At 59.1% G+C, this 14,909-nt stretch carries 20 protein-coding genes and 1 riboswitch; of the genes, 11 read left to right on the top strand and 9 right to left on the bottom strand.

The window, feature by feature from the left end:
- The 3 genes from KBY58_RS04770 to KBY58_RS04760 all read left to right on the top strand — a co-directional run.
- Positions 1-860: glutathione S-transferase family protein (locus KBY58_RS04770; protein ID WP_255003216.1), on the top strand; the 860-nt coding region annotated here is incomplete at its 5' end.
- Positions 855-1,003: riboswitch (cobalamin riboswitch) on the top strand. Its footprint overlaps the gene before it by 6 nt.
- Positions 1,004-1,049: 46 nt before the next feature.
- The gene (locus KBY58_RS04765) at positions 1,050-1,655 is read left to right on the top strand and encodes a HupE/UreJ family protein (protein ID WP_255003215.1); all 606 of its coding nucleotides are present in this window, start codon (positions 1,050-1,052) and stop codon (positions 1,653-1,655) included.
- Between the two features lie 69 nt (positions 1,656-1,724).
- A complete protein-coding gene (locus tag KBY58_RS04760; RefSeq protein WP_255003214.1) occupies positions 1,725-2,387 on the top strand; it encodes an energy-coupling factor ABC transporter permease in 663 nt (220 codons plus the stop codon).
- A 165-nt stretch (positions 2,388-2,552) separates the two neighbouring features.
- Here KBY58_RS04760 and KBY58_RS04755 read toward each other — a convergent pair whose 3' ends face one another.
- The 3 genes from KBY58_RS04755 to rpaB form a co-directional block, all read right to left on the bottom strand.
- Positions 2,553-3,383 (bottom strand): hypothetical protein, encoded by an 831-nt coding sequence (locus KBY58_RS04755; protein WP_255003212.1) that lies wholly within the window; start codon positions 3,381-3,383, stop codon positions 2,553-2,555.
- Entirely contained in the window at positions 3,380-3,883 is a 504-nt protein-coding gene (locus tag KBY58_RS04750) for a hypothetical protein (protein WP_255003210.1), read from the bottom strand. Before KBY58_RS04750 ends, KBY58_RS04755 begins: the two co-directional genes overlap by 4 nt.
- Positions 3,884-3,959: 76 nt before the next feature.
- Complete coding sequence (gene rpaB, locus KBY58_RS04745) at positions 3,960-4,751, bottom strand: response regulator transcription factor RpaB (RefSeq protein WP_255003209.1); 792 nt, start codon at positions 4,749-4,751, stop codon at positions 3,960-3,962.
- Positions 4,752-4,908: 157 nt separating this feature from the next.
- On the opposite strand from rpaB, the gene KBY58_RS04740 reads away from it, so the two are divergent.
- The 3 genes from KBY58_RS04740 (at position 4,909) to ppk2 (ending at position 6,823) form a co-directional block, all read left to right on the top strand.
- On the top strand, positions 4,909-5,595 hold the full coding sequence (locus KBY58_RS04740) for a helix-turn-helix transcriptional regulator (protein ID WP_254933044.1): 687 nt from the start codon (positions 4,909-4,911) through the stop codon (positions 5,593-5,595).
- A 100-nt stretch (positions 5,596-5,695) separates the two neighbouring features.
- On the top strand, positions 5,696-5,956 hold the full coding sequence (locus KBY58_RS04735) for a DUF3136 domain-containing protein (RefSeq protein ID WP_254933045.1): 261 nt from the start codon (positions 5,696-5,698) through the stop codon (positions 5,954-5,956).
- An 87-nt stretch (positions 5,957-6,043) separates the two neighbouring features.
- Positions 6,044-6,823: a polyphosphate kinase 2 gene (ppk2, locus tag KBY58_RS04730; protein WP_255003206.1), complete on the top strand. Its 780-nt coding sequence runs from the start codon at positions 6,044-6,046 to the stop codon at positions 6,821-6,823.
- 29 nt (positions 6,824-6,852) lie between these two features.
- On the opposite strand, the gene KBY58_RS04725 is transcribed toward ppk2, so the two are convergent.
- Both KBY58_RS04725 and KBY58_RS04720 read right to left on the bottom strand, forming a co-directional pair.
- The gene (locus KBY58_RS04725; protein ID WP_255003205.1) at positions 6,853-9,036 is read right to left on the bottom strand and encodes a PhoX family protein; all 2,184 of its coding nucleotides are present in this window, start codon (positions 9,034-9,036) and stop codon (positions 6,853-6,855) included.
- Positions 9,037-10,014 carry an esterase-like activity of phytase family protein gene (locus KBY58_RS04720; RefSeq protein ID WP_255003204.1) on the bottom strand — a complete coding sequence of 326 codons (978 nt, stop codon included), beginning with the start codon at positions 10,012-10,014 and terminating at the stop codon, positions 9,037-9,039.
- Between the two features lie 296 nt (positions 10,015-10,310).
- On the opposite strand from KBY58_RS04720, the gene KBY58_RS04715 reads away from it, so the two are divergent.
- A complete protein-coding gene (locus KBY58_RS04715; protein ID WP_255003203.1) occupies positions 10,311-11,066 on the top strand; it encodes a RimK family alpha-L-glutamate ligase in 756 nt (251 codons plus the stop codon).
- Here KBY58_RS04715 and KBY58_RS04710 read toward each other — a convergent pair.
- On the bottom strand, positions 11,054-11,188 hold the full coding sequence (locus tag KBY58_RS04710) for a hypothetical protein (RefSeq protein ID WP_255003202.1): 135 nt from the start codon (positions 11,186-11,188) through the stop codon (positions 11,054-11,056). The two genes, KBY58_RS04715 and KBY58_RS04710, sit on opposite strands and share 13 nt — an antisense overlap.
- Positions 11,189-11,309: 121 nt before the next feature.
- On the opposite strand from KBY58_RS04710, the gene KBY58_RS04705 reads away from it, so the two are divergent.
- The 3 genes from KBY58_RS04705 to KBY58_RS04695 all read left to right on the top strand — a co-directional run bounded on the left by KBY58_RS04705 (position 11,310) and on the right by KBY58_RS04695 (position 12,310).
- Complete coding sequence (locus tag KBY58_RS04705) at positions 11,310-11,543, top strand: hypothetical protein (RefSeq protein ID WP_255003201.1); 234 nt, start codon at positions 11,310-11,312, stop codon at positions 11,541-11,543.
- 135 nt (positions 11,544-11,678) lie between these two features.
- The gene (locus KBY58_RS04700) at positions 11,679-11,909 is read left to right on the top strand and encodes a hypothetical protein (RefSeq protein WP_255003200.1); all 231 of its coding nucleotides are present in this window, start codon (positions 11,679-11,681) and stop codon (positions 11,907-11,909) included.
- On the top strand, positions 11,906-12,310 hold the full coding sequence (locus KBY58_RS04695; protein ID WP_255003199.1) for a PIN domain nuclease: 405 nt from the start codon (positions 11,906-11,908) through the stop codon (positions 12,308-12,310). Before KBY58_RS04700 ends, KBY58_RS04695 begins: the two co-directional genes overlap by 4 nt.
- 142 nt (positions 12,311-12,452) lie before the next feature.
- Here the strand turns inward: KBY58_RS04695 and KBY58_RS04690 are convergent, their stop codons facing one another.
- Positions 12,453-12,698, bottom strand: a complete 246-nt coding sequence (locus tag KBY58_RS04690; protein WP_255003198.1) for a hypothetical protein — start codon at positions 12,696-12,698, stop codon at positions 12,453-12,455.
- A 99-nt stretch (positions 12,699-12,797) separates the two neighbouring features.
- Positions 12,798-13,139, bottom strand: coding sequence for a hypothetical protein (locus tag KBY58_RS04685; protein ID WP_255003197.1), 342 nt, complete (start codon positions 13,137-13,139; stop codon positions 12,798-12,800).
- A gap of 234 nt (positions 13,140-13,373) precedes the next feature.
- Here KBY58_RS04685 and KBY58_RS04680 point away from each other — a divergent pair, with 234 nt between their 5' ends.
- Complete coding sequence (locus KBY58_RS04680) at positions 13,374-14,036, top strand: hypothetical protein (RefSeq protein ID WP_255003196.1); 663 nt, start codon at positions 13,374-13,376, stop codon at positions 14,034-14,036.
- Between the two features lie 27 nt (positions 14,037-14,063).
- Here the strand turns inward: KBY58_RS04680 and KBY58_RS04675 are convergent, their stop codons facing one another.
- Positions 14,064-14,798: a hypothetical protein gene (locus tag KBY58_RS04675; RefSeq protein ID WP_255003195.1), complete on the bottom strand. Its 735-nt coding sequence runs from the start codon at positions 14,796-14,798 to the stop codon at positions 14,064-14,066.
- Positions 14,799-14,909: the final 111 nt, after the last annotated feature.

Raw genomic sequence — 14,909 nt, 5'->3', positions numbered from 1 at the left:
GCGATGATTGGTCGATGGGCGATCAAGAGCTTGTGCTGCTGCACGCGGCACCTTCCTATTACTCGATGGTGGCCCGGCTGGCCCTGGTGGAGGCGGGCGTGGCGTTTTGCAGCCAATTAATAGATATCCATTTGGCCAAGCAGCAGCTAGGTGATCGCTACCGCCAGCTCAACCCGGCGATGACGGTGCCGACACTTTGTGCGGCCGATTGGAGCTCCCCTGGGGCTCGGATCTGGACTGATAGCCGCGACATCCTGGCCTTTGCATCCCAGTCGGCGGCTGCTACCTGGCTGGATTTTTGCCCCAATTTGCGAGATCAGATTGCCGATGTGGTGGCGGGCCACTACGCCATCTCGATCGAGGACCTCACCTTTGGTAAGGCCATTCTCAGTAATCCCGTGCTGAAGCGGATCGTGCCGAAGCTGCTCCAATCGCTTGTCGACGGCCTGGAGCGGCGGGCAGAGGGGGCCGCCGATGGAGGGGCCAGCCTGCGGGCGAAGGCGCAGCAAAACCGGGAGAGACTTGCCTATTTCAGCCAGGGCAGCCAGCTGGACAAACTCGATTTGATGCGGACTCAGGTGGGCAGCTATCTGGCTTCTTTGCCCCTGGTGACTGGGGGGCCAGGCCTGTTTGGCGATCGCCCCAGCAGCGCCGATGTGGTGGTGGCTGTGTTGTTTGCCCGTTTGGAGATGATCCAGGAGTTGGACCTGGAGGCCCGCCCCGATTTGCAGGCCTGGTGGCTGCAGTTCCAGCAGCGCCAGAGCTTCAGGCAGGCTGAAATTTGGACCCGCTTTCGCCGCCGCCGCTTTGTCCAGGCGATCTTTGTGGCGAAGCTGGGCCCCAGGCCAATTCCCGTCTAGGGTTCGATCGACGGATCCGGCTCCCTGGAGCTGGTCAAACGAGGAAAGTGCGGTGAGGGGTTACCCAAATCCGCCGCTGTCCCGCAACTGTGATGGGGTTGTGCCCCTTAGTCAGAACACTCGCCGTCTATTTACCACTTCGATCTCGGCGCGGACCGAGCATTGCCCATGAAACGTTTTTCGGCGCCGTTGGCGTCCTTTTCTGCCGTTGCAGCCCTGCTGCTTGCGGCGATTCCAGCCCAGGCCCATGGCTCAGCCGGCGCTGGTTTAGTTGGTGGTGGATTGGCTGGTGGCCTGCTGCATCCCCTGATGGGGCTCGACCACCTCTTGATGCTGTTGGCAGTGGGCGCCGTAGGGGCATTTATTTCCGCTGCGCTGCTGGGCTGGGCCCTTGGCGGCGCCCTAGTTGGCGGGATGGTTGGCAGCTCTCTGGCCTCCTTCGGTCTCAATTTGCCGGCGGGTGAGTTGTTGGCGGCCCTAGCGATTGCGGCACTGGGAATAGTGATTTTTGCCTCTGCGAAGGGACGCAGCTTTACCTTCACCCCGGCGCTGGTGGCCCTGGGGGTGAGCTTTCACTCCATGCTCCATGGTCTGGAGGTACCCCAGGACGGCCACACCTTTGGTTGGTGGATTGGGGCCCTAGCTGCTTCGGTGCTGGTGGCGGGTTGCTCCTATGGGGTCTGCAAATATTTTGCTAATCGGGATATTGCTCGCTTAGCCATTCCAGTTGCTGTGGGATTCACCCTTTCTGGGGTAATTCTCTCGGGCCTGGCCCTGGCGAGTGGTGGTATTTAGTTAATTTATTTTTTCTATTTGTATTCTTGCCAAAGTTTCTCTCCGAAGTTTTTCGCAAACCCTAAAACCATGCACATTCATCCCGGCATCCTTGCTGCTCCAAAGATTATTGGTGCTAACTACACCGCCATAGTCACCCTTGCCGGTTTTGCGCCTGCCCTGCTCAAGAAGCCCCTGCTGCTTGTAAAGACCAGCGCTGCAGCGTTGATCTTTTCGCTTCTGATGCAGGTTGTGCATTTTCCGGTTGGACCATCGGAGCTCCACCTAGTAGGGGCCTCCATTGTCTATTTTCTATTTGGTTTCTTGCCTGCCATGTTTGGCTTTGCCATTGGCTTGCTCCTGCAGGGCCTGGTATTTGAGCCCCAAGATTTGATGCACTTGGGTGTCAATTCGCTTTCATTGATCTTGCCTCTGATCGCCACCCATCAGTTGCTTGGCAAACGCTTTTTTGCCAAGGGTGAGAATGGCTTGGCGGTGAACTGGGCCCAAATTGTCAAATTCGATGCCATCTACTACTCCGGTGTGGTGGTGATGGTGGGATTTTGGTTGCTGAATGGCAGCGAAGCGACTCCACTGCAGAGCTGGGCTACCTGGGCAATCTCCTATCTGCCGATAGTTTTTATTGAACCTCTACTTACCTACCTTGCGATTAAGGCAGTTCAGGGTTCCAAGCCTGGCAGCTGGCTTCGCAGCCTGACTTCAGCAGGTTCCCTCAGGCTCCAGGGAAGCTGAGATCTAGTTGAATTTTAGGCTTTTGCCAGTGCCACCACTTTGGTTTTGACGCTGCAGGAGGTTGGTCAATTGACCAATCTCCTCCAGCGTTTTGCTCCATGGGGTTTCCCGCGTGGCACCTTCTCCTTTTGCCGGTTTTATTCAATCAGCCTGATTTATCTGGATTTAGGCTTTGCCAAAGGCAACCTGGCAGGCGCTGTTGAGGACTTGCGCCTCCTGGGCACTGCTTGGTGCCTGGCCATTGAGTAGGCCGGACTGACAATCTGCGTTGAGGCTGTAGTTATTGCCATCGGAGTTGACCACAAAGGTAATTGTGGATGTTCCGGTGGCCTGCACGCTGCCGAAAAGTAATTGGTAGTTGGTATTTGGAACCAAAATGTATGTTTCGTTGTTGCTAACAGCATTATTTACGGCGCTGTTGATTATGGCGGCGGTGGCGAGGGTGCCGATGCCCCAGGCGGCTGCTGAGGCTCCCCACCAACCCCAGGAAGAACTGGACCAGCCGCCATACCAGCCGGTGTTCCAGGGACGGGCGGCACCCCAGCCTGGTCCCACCCAACTGGGGCGCACATTGACATTATTGATATTTATGCTGTTGCCCCAGTTGTTGTTGCTCCAATTGTTTCTATTTGGCTTGTTATTGCCTAGGTTGTTATTGCTCCAGTTGTTGTTGCTTCTTGGTGCATCAATTGATGGCCTTGCCCAGGAGCTGGCGTTATTGCTCCAGCCCCCCGCCGGACGGGTGTCGCCGCGATTTAGGCCATTGCCGGCATCACGAAAGCCGCTCTGACCACCACTAAATCCGCCACCGCCACCTCGAAAACCGCCGCCACCGCCTCGAAAACCACCACCGCCACCACCACCGCCACGGGCAAGCAGGGTTTGGGGTGCGGGAGTTTCAGTTCCGATGGAGAGCGTTGTAGCCGATGCGAAACCTGTTGGGCCCACCAATAGGGCGACACCTAGCCAGCAAAAGCTCTTAGTTGGCAATTTCATTTAAGGTTTACCCCACAACCGTCGTCGTAGCAGCTGGCATTGATGCGGCCATCGCTGCCAAAATGCACCTTCACCAGATCCCTGTTTTGGGTTGAGATGTTGTTGATCTGGACACTGCGCAGGTAGTTGGGATTAACCACGCAGAGGTCGCGGCCGTTAAAGCAAATGGTGTCGGTGGAAAAGCGGGCAGCTGCCCCTTGCAGCGATTCCCACCACTCCTTGCCGGTAACCCAGCGGGTCATCCGCAGGGGTTTGTCGGTGATGCGAATGGTCTTCCGGGTGGCGCCGATCTGGTGGAGGTAAAAGGTGGCATTGCCGCGATTTTCTGCTGTCACGGTGCAGGGCAATGGTGAGCCGCCCTTGATGCTGCACTTGGTTTGCAGGGTGTAGAGCACCTCGGCGTGGCCAGCCAAGGGGCTTGCACAAATGGCCATGCCAGAGCCCAGGGCGCTTGCCAGAGCCAGGCGAAATAGTCTTTGGATTGGGTGGATGCTGTTCATGGAAGCTACGTAGGGCTGGCGCCGCTTTCCGCTGTTGGCAGCAACACCCCTGATTTATCAGGGATATTCTTTTTTATCAGCCGGCGTTGCTGGAAGGTAGGCGCTGGAAAAGATAGCCGGTGCCCCTGGCGGTGATTACTAGCTCGGGGTTTTCTGGATCGTCTTCGATCTTGTTGCGCAGCCGGGAGATGTGCACATCCACCACCCGGGTGTCGGAGTGGCGCTCGGGGGTGTAGCCCCAGATTTTGGTGAGCATGTCTTGGCGGGTCAGCGGTTCGCCAGAGCGACTGATCAGCATTTCGAGCAGGTCGAATTCCATGCCCGTGAGCCGCACCCGCTCGCCACTTTTAAATACTTGGCGCTTGTGGGGGATCACCCGGAGTTCGCCAACGGTGATTTCCCGGTTGGTGGTGCTGTTGGGGCTGGCCTGGGCGGAGCCGCCCGAGCGACGCAGCACGCAGCGGATCCTGGCTTCTAGCTCCTTGGGGCTAAAGGGTTTGATCACGTAGTCGTCGGCGCCAAGCTCCAGGCCAAGAATGCGATCTTTCACTTCCGAGCAGGCGGTGAGCATCACCACCGGCACATCGGAATCCAGGCGCAGGGCTTTTAGGACGGCGTAGCCATCCATCTTCGGCATCATTACGTCGAGCACCACCAGATCTGGTTCCACCGTTTGGAATAGGGCCAGGGCCTCCTCGCCATCGGAGGCGGTGGCCACGTCGTAACCAAACATGCTGAGCCTGGTTTCCAACACCCGCCGGATGTTGGCGTCGTCATCTACCAAGAGAATCGTGTCCCGACGGGCCACCTCTTGGCCAGTGGTGGCGGCGATATTGGCGGAGTTGGTGCTGGGATTGCTACCGGTCATGGGCAGGTCATGCTCCGCTTAAGTTAAAAAACGGTAAGGGTTTGCGCTGCCTTTCCCCAATAGGGCCGTGAAAGATGTAACAACCACGCCTCAGGGCCTAGCGGCCTAGATTTGATCAGCCCTAAGGCAGATTTTTCCTGATCTGGAGGAGTGTCCTATGGACCTGACACCCTTTCTTACCAGCCTGGAGGGCAGCACCCTCGACCAGGTGCTAGTGGCGGGGGCAATCGAGGGCCGGGTGGCCCTGGCCCTGAAAGGAAAATTTCTGCTGCGCTCGGTCTGCGAGAGCTTCCAGGAGCGGGAGCGAATCGGCTGCGCGGTGACAGACCAGGCCAGTTGTTTGGCCTATCTGGCCAAACAGCCCTACGGGCTACTGATCGCCACGGACCATCTGGAGTATGGCAACGGCTTTGAGCTGGTGCGTCTCGCCCGCAAGGCCCAACCAGGCCTTAGGGCAGTTGTGCTGGCCCTGGGGGATGTGATCCCCGCGGAATATGCCGATGCTCCCTGGCTGGAGGCGGTGGTGGCGCAGGCGGATTTTGCTGGGGATCAGCGGCCCCTGCAGGCGGCGGTGATTGCCTTGATGGGGCAGCACTCCTATAGAAGCCCCTCGCTGCGATCTGGTGCCTTGCCTTACCTCAGTTGTCCCCGGCTGACTCCCCGGGAATATGAGGTGTTGGATTTGTTGGCCAGTGGCCTTTCAGATCGGGCGATTTCCGAGCAGCTTGTGGTGAGTGAGGAGACAGCCAGGACCTACACGAAGCGGCTCCTCAAGACCCTTGATGTGAGCAACAGGCTCCAGGCCGTTCTGAAGGGCATGCGCTGCGGCATGGTCAAGCTCTAGCGGTGGTGGTGGTCGGTCTTTGAATTGTCCCCGTATGGGGGGATCGAAAAGGCTGGCCGTGGACTGAGAGTTGGCATAGGCAAAAGGAAATACGGGTTCTATGACCATTGCCACTACGGCTTCCACCCTCACCATTGGTGAGCTTGAGGCCAGCTATCCGCTCTATTGCAAAGCCCTACGCATCTTGATTCGCGAGGGTAAAACGATCAACAAGGTGCGCCGCACCGTGTGCTGGCAGCGCCTTGAAGTTCTGCACAATTGCCTGCCAAATCAATATCGCGAACCCGACTATCTCTTCGTATTGCTTTCCAGGGAGGTTAAGGAAGTCATTGCCAAATCACTGCAGAAATCCTTGGCCTAGCATTGGCATGGCGTTAGGAGGATATTTCTATGGATCATCACAGGGCCGACAGCGCGGATAGCAGCCAGTGATGGATAGCAGCCAGTGATGGATAGCAACCTATATGGGAAAGAGCTCGTTAGGTTGCAGGTTGAACTTGTCAAGATGCAGTATTGGATAAAGCATACTGGCTATCGCCTGGTTATTCTATTTGAAGGCCGTGATGCGGCTGGTAAAGGTGGCACTATTAAGCGTATTACTGAGACGCTAAATCCAAGGGGCTGCAGGGTTGTTGCCCTGGGAACCCCATCTGATCAGCAGAAATCCCAGTGGTATTTCCAGCGCTATGTGGAGCATTTACCATCGGCTGGTGAGATGGTGCTCTTTGATAGATCTTGGTACAACAGGGCAGGTGTGGAGAGGGTGATGAACTTCTGCAGCCCTGCCCAGGTGGAGGAGTTCCTGCAGTCGTGCCCGGAATTTGAAAGGATGCTTGTGCGAAGTGGCATCAGCCTGATCAAGTATTGGTTCTCCGTCAGTGATGGGGAGCAGGAAGTGCGTTTCCTCTCACGACTAAAGGATCCGGCCAGGCGATGGAAATTGAGCCCCATGGATCTTGAGTCGCGGGACCGCTGGGTCGAGTTTTCCCAAGCCAAGGATGAGATGTTTGCCCGCACTAATATTCCAGAGGCACCTTGGTTTACCGTTGAAGCCGATGACAAACGTCGGGCGCGCCTTAATTGCATTCGCCATATCTTGAGCAAGGTTCCCTATGAAGACATGACACCAGAGCAGATTGAATTGCCGCCCCGAAAGGCGGTTGGAGATTATCGACGTCCCCCCCTGAATGGGCAGTTTTTTGTGCCCGATTCCTACGGGCAAAGCTGATGCCTACGGGCAAATCCGTGGCCGACTGATCAGCCCAGCAGGGGTTTGCCGTCGAGTCTGCGGATTGCCACTACCCCGGGCCTGGGCGGCCTGGCGGGTACGCCGGAGGGCCAGTTAGAGCCGAGGGGCACCCAGCGCAACTGCTCAAAGCGTTGGCCGCTGCGGTCCACCAGGCTGTGGGATTGGGCTTCCACCTCCTTGCCCTGGCGCACACCCTGACCCTCGCCCGGGTGCTGCACCGCCATAAACAGGGTGCGAAACCCCTCATCAAAGCAGGGCCCACACAGTTCACAGCCCACTGGACCGATTGCAAAGCAGAGGGCCTTGCCCGCCAAGGCGCCGGCGCGCGGTAGCAGCCAGCAGCTGTTGTTGCCAAAGACGTCTAGGTCAGCATCACCGGAGCGATCGCTCACTAGCCAGAGGTTGCCAGCCGGATCAAAGGCCAGGTTGTCGGGGTGGCTGAATCCAAGCCCACCTTCCCAGGGCAGGCCGCCGGAGGCCACCATCCGCCAGCGGAAGTTGGATCCTCGAGTGCTGTCGCCGTCGCTCAGTCGCATTACCCAACCGTGGGGCCAAAGGGTTTCGCCCTTGGGGCCGCGGAAGATCGCTGGATCACTGCTGCCGCCTTCATCTCGACCCGCCGCCGTGAAGGCGATCAGCAGGTCGCCATTGATCGGGTCGATGTCGGTGTCTTCTGGGCGGGGGCAGGCGGTGGCACCCGCAGCGTTGGCGGCCAGGTGGGCATCGATCAGGATCGCCCCCTGCTGTCGCAATTTTGCGTCTTTGCCAGCGCCGCCCAATGGGTAGAGATCGCCAAGGGTTTTGTAGCGGCCGCAGTAGGCCTGAAGATCGACATCGCTGCCAAGGGCCTCACTGCCGCTGCGCTGGCGGTCGCCATGGGGCAGCACGGTCGGTTGCTGCCAACCAAAGCGCTCGTAATGGCTGGGAGGTTTTGGTTGCACGGCCGTTTCCGGCTCGAGGGCGATCCAGCTGCCGCTGCCTGCGGCGTTGAAACGCGCCACCTCCAGCCTTCCAGCCGTTAACAGGTTTGAATTGGCGGGATCGCGCGGGTCACGCACGGGCGCGTCACTGACAAAGCGGTACAGATGTCCGCCATGGCGATCGCAGCCCGAGTACACCACGAGCGGCTCGCCGGCCCTGGCCACAACGGCCACGGCCTCGTGGCGAAAGCGACCCAACATGCTGTGTTTTACGACGGCTGAATTGGGGTCGCGGGGGTCAAATTCCACCATCCAGCCGTACTTGTTGCCGGCCAGCCGAAAGGGATTGCCGAGCCCATCGAGGCGTGCCCCATCCCAGCGGAAAGGCTTCGCCTGGGGGGAAGACGCCGAGCCATCGGCATGGACGGCCTCGGCCACCTGCGACTGAAAGTTTTCCTCAGCGCTCAGCACGGTGCCCCAGGGGGTGGTGCCGCCGGCGCAATTGGCAAAGGTGCCGATGATTTGATCACCCAGGCCATCGCGGTAGCCAAGGGGCTGGCTGTGGCGAAATACCGCAGCTGCCGGACCGCTGCAGCGCAGTGTCTGCCTTGGTTCGTTGAGCCCGCTGAGGCCATCGATGCGCCTTTCGTAGCGGCTGCCGCCCCTACGTCGCCAGCCTGCTGGTCCTTGCTCTAGCTCGATCACGCCGATGCCGAGGTCGGCCATGGCGGCGCTGGCCACGGCCTCGATCAGTGGGCGCAGGGGGTCGTTTGCGGCCAGGCTGGCCACATCAACGCTGCCGCCGCGGCTGGCCAGGGCCTGCCGCAGGGGCTCCAGCGGCAGGGGGCTGCCTACGGCTTCTGCAAAACCTGCCGCCCAGGTCTGCGGGCTGATGTATTCGAAGTTGATGCTCAACAGAGCCCTGGCATCGGCTAGGGGCTGGAAGGCCAGGTAGTCGTTATTGAAACCAAAGCGGCCCTGGGCTAGGGGATCTCCCCATACGGCGATTAGCTCGGCTCGATAACCCTCGGGAACCAGCAGTTTGTCTTCTACCTTGAAGGTGCGATACAGCCGCCGCTGATCTGCCGCGCCCAGCCCATCGCCTGGCAAGGGCAGGGGGGCACGCACGGGCCGAAAGGGCAGGGCAGCCTTTCCCGTAGTGCCGCTGCCGCCGGCCTCCAGTTGCGGTAGAAGCAGCACGGCGGCGGTGCTGCCGGCACCGATGCCCAACAATTCGAGTAGCTGGCGACGCTTAAGTACGGAGCGGGTCATCTATGGGTTGGCACTTGGCACTTGGGACTTGGCAGCCCGGCAGCCCGGCAGTTGGCGCGGTACCAGCCTGGCCAGGTGTGAGCGTTGCAGCGGATTGAAGTTGTCGTCGGTGGCCAGCAGCAGGCTTGGGCGGCCGTCGCCCAGGGGTGGAGCCGCCAGCAGCACTTCCCAGTTGTCTGGGGCAAGACCGAGTTTCAGCAGATTCCAGCTGATCAGGGGTGCCAGTGGGGTTGCGGCTGCGTTGCTGGATTTAGGGGTTGTGATGGCGTTAGGGGGGTAAAGCACCAGTCGCGCCTGCCACTGGTCCGGTGCCTTAAATAGGCGCCACAAACCGAGTAACCCCTGGTTGGTGACCAGCAGGTCGGTGAGTCCCCAACCGCCAGGCGGCAGGGCCAGGGGTCGGAGCGCTGCAGGTTGTAGGGCGCCGCTGGCATCAGCTGTCCAACGCAGTAGCCGCACGCGATCGGGAGGGTCCTGCAACAGCGGTTTTTCAGCTGCCATCAACAGGTCCCCGCCTGCAGATGCTTGGCTCAAGGATTCCGGGCCCCCATTGCTGCGCAGGCCACGGTCGGAGGAGAGGCGCCAAGCTGGCGGCAGCTCCTGGCTGCCCAGCAGGGAGCCCGTAGCCATGTTGTATTTGAGCAGACCCGCGGGTTGGGGTGGTTTTAGTCGCCCCTCTGCAGCTACCCAAAAGTGCTTGTCACCCACCACCAGCCCCTCACCGTCCATGGGCTCGGGCTGCTGCAGTGCAAGCGTTGAGATGGGAATCAGACCCTGCAGTCCGCCGGCTCGCAAGCCACGCCAACGGCTGATGCTGCCGCGGGGAGCATCGCTGAGCAACCACAACTCATCCCGGTCGGGGCGATAGGCCCCTGCTGAGAAGCCGCCCCCCTGGCCCGGTTCAAGCAGCCGCTGCTCTGCCACCTCCCAGCCGGCTGAGAGCGGGCACGGCAGGGCAACGGTGGGGACAAAGCCCATCTCCCCCCGCAGTGAATCAAAGGCATGTCACCTCTAGCAGAGCCGTTGCTTTTTTGCTTGTTGCGCCTACAGCTTTGGCCTGTGCTGCCCCCGCTTGGAGCCACTGCCAGGGCGCAAGAACAGTGGGCAGGTGGCTAGGGCTGGCATGAACCTCTGGATCCTGCAGAAACGTTGCTCGGGGTTGGTGGAGCCCTATGAGTTGATGCGGCTACGGGAGGAATCACGGCATTCTGATCGTTAGCCGCGGAGGCCGCCGCTCGATCCGTAGGTGTGGCCAAGAGGTTGATCTTCCCGATGTGCTGCTTACCCGAACTGGCAGTGGCACCGACTACTTCTCCCTGGCAATCCTGCGCCAACTCGAACAGCTTGATGTGGCTGTAATTAACCCGAGTGGTGCGGTCGAGGCGGTCAAGGACAAGCTCTATGCCCACCAGTTGTTAGCCCAGCGCAATCTGCCGATTCCCCGCACCATGCTGGTGCGCTTTCCGGTGAACCTCGAGCTGGTTGCGGCTCAAATTGGCTTCCCCTGTGTTGTGAAGCTGCTGGTTGGTTCCTATGGCGATGGCATTGTGTTGAGCCAAGACCCCCGGAGCTTCCAGGATCTAATGGAGCTTGTCTCCGCCCTGGATCGATCCCAGAGCTTGATTCTGCAGCAGTACATCGATACCCGCCCCGGCCAGGACCTACGGGTATTTGTGATCGGTGGCAGGGTGCTCGGCGCGATGCTGCGCCGAAGTACGGATGGCAGCTTCAAGGCGAACATCAGCCGTGGTGGTGATGGTGAGGCCTTTGCCATCACCCCCGCAATTGAACAGCTGGCCTTGGCCAGTGCCGCCGCTGTGCAGCTTGATATTGCCGGAGTGGATCTACTTTTTGATGGTGATGGCTATAGCGTTTGCGAAGTAAACAGTGCCCCAGGCTTCTGCGGCTTTGAGGCAGCGACCGGCCTCAATGTTGCCCGCGCCGTGCTTGAGCATTGCCAAGCACGGCAGCAAAAGCAGGGCGAAAGCTACGTAGTAAGGGCCCCACGGGAGTTGGTTCAAAGCCAGTGAGATTTGATCGCCAGTTGATGGATCAACTGGCGCGCGGCTTGGCGCTGGTCCTGGGTGGAGGCATCAGCGCCCTCTCCCTCCACGAAATAGCGGGCTAAAACATTGGTGTCGAGCCCGATCACGGTTGCGGCAGGCTGGCGACATCAAAATCGACCGGTAAGGGTGGGCATCGACTCTTGAGTAGGCCGAAATGGTCTGAGGCCGAGCTGCTGGCGCAGGCTCTTGGGGATGGTGACCTGTCCCTTGCTGGTCATTGAGCAGGAAGCTGAGGTGTCCACGCCCGGTTTCAGCAACGTCGTATTTGGTGATACTGCCAATCCATTTGGGTGCCTGCTGCTCTTTCGCACGAAAAATGGAATGAATTGCCCCTGCGGCGCCAATTCCGGCCTCGGCGCATGGGGAGCTGGAGCCCGCCCTAAGCGATTACATCCTGTTGATCACGCCCTGTCGCTTAAGAAAAGGGCGAACTGGCTGTAGCCAACCTATCGATTGATGCGGATGGGAATCTGTTCTTTATTGAGGTGAAGGGCCGGGTGGATGGGGCAGGGAGGCCACCCCATTGACTTTCGCTGCAGTGCTGACCCTAGAGTCCTACTTCTGGAGGCAAGAACCATGAAAGTGACTGTGGAGCTTTCTGACCAGGAGATGACTGAAGTCCTGGAGTTGACCGGCGAGCTCAAGAAAGGGCCTGCCATCCGGCGGTTGATGGAGGAAGCCCTGCAGCTGCGCCGCCGGGCGCAGATCGCCCAGAAGTTCCTCAGCGGAGAGTGGGGCGTGGAGCTGGAGACCTACGAGGCAGACCAGGAACGCGAGCGCCTGCGGCTCCAGGAGATCGCCCCATGACCCTCCTGCTCGACACCAGTCTCTGGATCGACTTCACCCGGGCTCGCAGCCCGGCGGCCCTCAAGCAGTACATCGCGCCCTATGTGCTCGATCCCGCGGCCCATCTGGCAGAACCGGTTCGCTTCGAGGTGCTCCGTGCCGCAAGGCCGGAGGAGGCCCTAGTGCTCGAAGCCCAGTTCATCACCCTGCCCTTGCTTCCCACGCCAGCGGATCTCTGGCAGCAGGCGATTGACCTGGGCCAAGCCTGTCGCCGGATCGGCCGCACTGTGCTGAGCCTCGATCTGCTAGTTGCCGCCGTGGCCCTGCACCACAACGCCGAGCTGGTGAGCTTCGACGCCGACTTCGACGCCATCGCTTCGGTGAGTGCCCTGCGTCTCAACCGCCTAACTCGCCCTCTCTGACTGGCACCCCAGCTCCAGCTGCCTTCGCCTAGTGGGTGAGGGTATTAGCGAGTGGTCTGTATTGCATCTGTACAGACCGCACGGAATTTTTGATGGGAGCTTTCTATGACACTTCACTCCTTGGAAGTGCATCCTGGGCAAGTTAGTTGCGGCTTTTGACGCAGTAGCTGCTGGAGCTGTACCAGCCCAGGGGGCAACTGTTGCCGCTCTTCTCAATGGCCCCACGGGCATTGCCGCCCTTGCTAGGCACGCAATAGCTGCCGGAGCTGTAGTAACCCAGCGGGCAGCTACCCGCTTTGGGCAAGGGCCGAACCGGCTGCTGGGCCAGGGCGCTACTGGCGAGCAGGGCCCCAGTGACGAGGGCAAATAGAGGCGGGATAGGGCCCATGGCGCGAAAGCTAAGGGGCAGGTGTGTTAAGTCGTTAGACGGAACGGAAAGGCAAGTATTGACTAGGACAAATCAATCTAGATGCTTCAAATCCGCGCTTCAGCGATTTAGGAAACCGATGCAAAGCTCATCATCATACGAATAGTAGTCGAAAAATTCATTGACGATAAAGTCTTCAAGTGATGGAATTCCTTCGTTGTCTTCATCGTAACCAGAGTAAGCGCTTTCGTAGCATTCTGATGCCCAGGAATCGAAGTCCTGAATCTCGCCACAATAGCGATCGTCAAAACGTTTTAGCTCACCAGGAAAGAGCTGTTCATAGCAAGCGATTATCTTCTCCCCATGCTTGTTGACCAGCTCACGCCTCAACAAACCAATCCGCATAGCGACAGAGACTCCTAACCGTGGGCGTTCTGCTTCAGTTCTATCCAGTTTGTTCACGGCAATTTATGAATTGCACGCCCAGGTTTGGGTCGTCATTCGCGCTAGGCCTAGATTGGGATTACTCCAGAGCCGATAACTTGGTTTCAGGAGTTCGCTCCGTTCATCCCGAGCACCGGCGCCAATCCTCCAGGGGATTGCCGGTCACCAACCTGCCGTCCGTTCCTGCTGGGCAAGGTGGTCAATCCTGGAACCCAAGAGGGTTGATGAGTAGGAACGCCATTCCGATCAATCATGTCTTTCGATCTACGGCGCAGCAGCCACCTTTCGCGGCTGCTGGAATCGCTGCGCCTTGAGCGAGGTTTGCGCCCTGGCCAGCTTGCTTCAATCCTGGGTGCCAGCAACAGCTTCAAGGTGGGCAGCCTGATCCGCAGCTTTGAACTAGGTGGACCGATCACTACCCACTGGCTGGAGAAGCTAGTAGTTGAGCTACAACCCAATCCCAGCGACCTGGCTCGATGCCTGGAGCTGGATCAGCAGGAGGCAGAACTGCAGCTGGAGCAGGATCGACTGGCCTGGGAGTCCTGGGCTGATGAGCCGATTGAACCGTTCCTCACCATCCGCTACATGCCTGCTGTTTATGGCGTGAGAGAGGTTCCGAAAGCGTTCTGCACCCCCCGTGAGAATCCAGAAGACCGTGAGTGGGCTCGGGAGCGAGCAGAAGACTGGGCGGCCGCTGAGCTCAAACGCTTTCGTGGCAAAGGGTTCCTGAACTGGAGCCGCCGGGAGCGCACCTGGTTCGACGAAAGAGGAATAAACCCTCAGCGTCGCCCTGTGACCTTTGAAGGTCGAGCAGCTGGCGCCTGGATGCAGCTGAGTGGCTCTCAGCAGAAGTTTTTGCTTGATAGCTCAGGAAAACTAATCACCCAAAGCTATGGCCTCGACCATCCTTGCTAAACCAAGGGATTGAAATTGGCATTACATCTAGCTGTGACGCAAACGCGAAAGTCCTTCTCTTAGACCGCGGGGGATCACCGTGAACCAGTGCTCAGGATTTTTCCACTTAAAGACAAACAACCGATTGCCAATTGCAGCAACCCGACGGCGGTAGCAGGCCAAGCGGCGATCATCGGATACAGAGCCGTCGTGATATACGGCCACGGCAGTATCGCGACGGCCAGCGATACCAAGACGATAAACCAAATCCACAGTGGTGGCGCAGGACTGGCGGTATAGCTGTAGATCAACGTGGTCACAATGGCGAGCCGCACGCCAGGAGTATTGGCCAGGCTGGAACGAACACCAGAGCTGGCGGCCGCCCAATTGCGATCGGAGGTTAGCCAGCGAAACCGGCGGTCTGGCAAAGAAGTGGTCATCCACCTGTAGCGCCCGGTAGCCCGCCACCTGCCCCACTCGCGCCAGGTTGGCGGCGGTTGGGCGCTGAATCCAGGCCACTGGCATGAGCTTGGTCCGGTTGGCGCGCCAGGCGATCCAGCGCAACAGCGGATCCGGCAGGCTGTCGGCATGAACCATCACTACCGCAGCCCCCTTCTGCTTCATATCCTCGAGTTCTGTATCAAGCCGAAACAACCCCATGAAAAGCACGGCGTTGTACTGATCAAGCCAGTAGCCATCAGCAGCATTAGCAGAATAGGCAAAGGCACTTAAGCCGGTACTAAGCACCAAAATTGACACCAACATCGAAAACAACCGATTCATGGCGACCAGGCTTACAGATGACCTGGTAAGCCTAAAATGCTGCAAGCTTTGCCGGCCTTGACAACCAAGGACTGGCCGGCCACCTTGCCCTCGGTGAATGCCCCTAGCCGA

It is taken from the genome of Cyanobium sp. HWJ4-Hawea (assembly GCF_024345815.1).
Lineage (GTDB): Bacteria > Cyanobacteriota > Cyanobacteriia > PCC-6307 > Cyanobiaceae > Cyanobium_A.
This window is presented reverse-complemented; position numbering and strand designations above follow the sequence as displayed.

Excerpts from the sequence above, each read along its gene's own strand:
- KBY58_RS04760 (WP_255003214.1), top strand. The coding sequence starts at position 1,725 with ATGCACATTCATCCCGGCATCCTTGCTGCTCCAAAGATTATTGGTGCT.
- KBY58_RS04755 (WP_255003212.1), bottom strand. The coding sequence starts at position 3,383 with ATGAAATTGCCAACTAAGAGCTTTTGCTGGCTAGGTGTCGCCCTATTG.
- KBY58_RS04750 (WP_255003210.1), bottom strand. The coding sequence starts at position 3,883 with ATGAACAGCATCCACCCAATCCAAAGACTATTTCGCCTGGCTCTGGCA.
- rpaB (WP_255003209.1), bottom strand. The coding sequence starts at position 4,751 with ATGACCGGTAGCAATCCCAGCACCAACTCCGCCAATATCGCCGCCACC.
- KBY58_RS04740 (WP_254933044.1), top strand. The coding sequence starts at position 4,909 with ATGGACCTGACACCCTTTCTTACCAGCCTGGAGGGCAGCACCCTCGAC.
- KBY58_RS04735 (WP_254933045.1), top strand. The coding sequence starts at position 5,696 with ATGACCATTGCCACTACGGCTTCCACCCTCACCATTGGTGAGCTTGAG.
- ppk2 (WP_255003206.1), top strand. The coding sequence starts at position 6,044 with ATGGATAGCAACCTATATGGGAAAGAGCTCGTTAGGTTGCAGGTTGAA.
- KBY58_RS04725 (WP_255003205.1), bottom strand. The coding sequence starts at position 9,036 with ATGACCCGCTCCGTACTTAAGCGTCGCCAGCTACTCGAATTGTTGGGC.
- KBY58_RS04720 (WP_255003204.1), bottom strand. The coding sequence starts at position 10,014 with ATGGGCTTTGTCCCCACCGTTGCCCTGCCGTGCCCGCTCTCAGCCGGC.
- KBY58_RS04700 (WP_255003200.1), top strand. The coding sequence starts at position 11,679 with ATGAAAGTGACTGTGGAGCTTTCTGACCAGGAGATGACTGAAGTCCTG.
- KBY58_RS04695 (WP_255003199.1), top strand. The coding sequence starts at position 11,906 with ATGACCCTCCTGCTCGACACCAGTCTCTGGATCGACTTCACCCGGGCT.
- KBY58_RS04690 (WP_255003198.1), bottom strand. The coding sequence starts at position 12,698 with ATGGGCCCTATCCCGCCTCTATTTGCCCTCGTCACTGGGGCCCTGCTC.
- KBY58_RS04680 (WP_255003196.1), top strand. The coding sequence starts at position 13,374 with ATGTCTTTCGATCTACGGCGCAGCAGCCACCTTTCGCGGCTGCTGGAA.
- KBY58_RS04675 (WP_255003195.1), bottom strand. The coding sequence starts at position 14,798 with ATGAATCGGTTGTTTTCGATGTTGGTGTCAATTTTGGTGCTTAGTACC.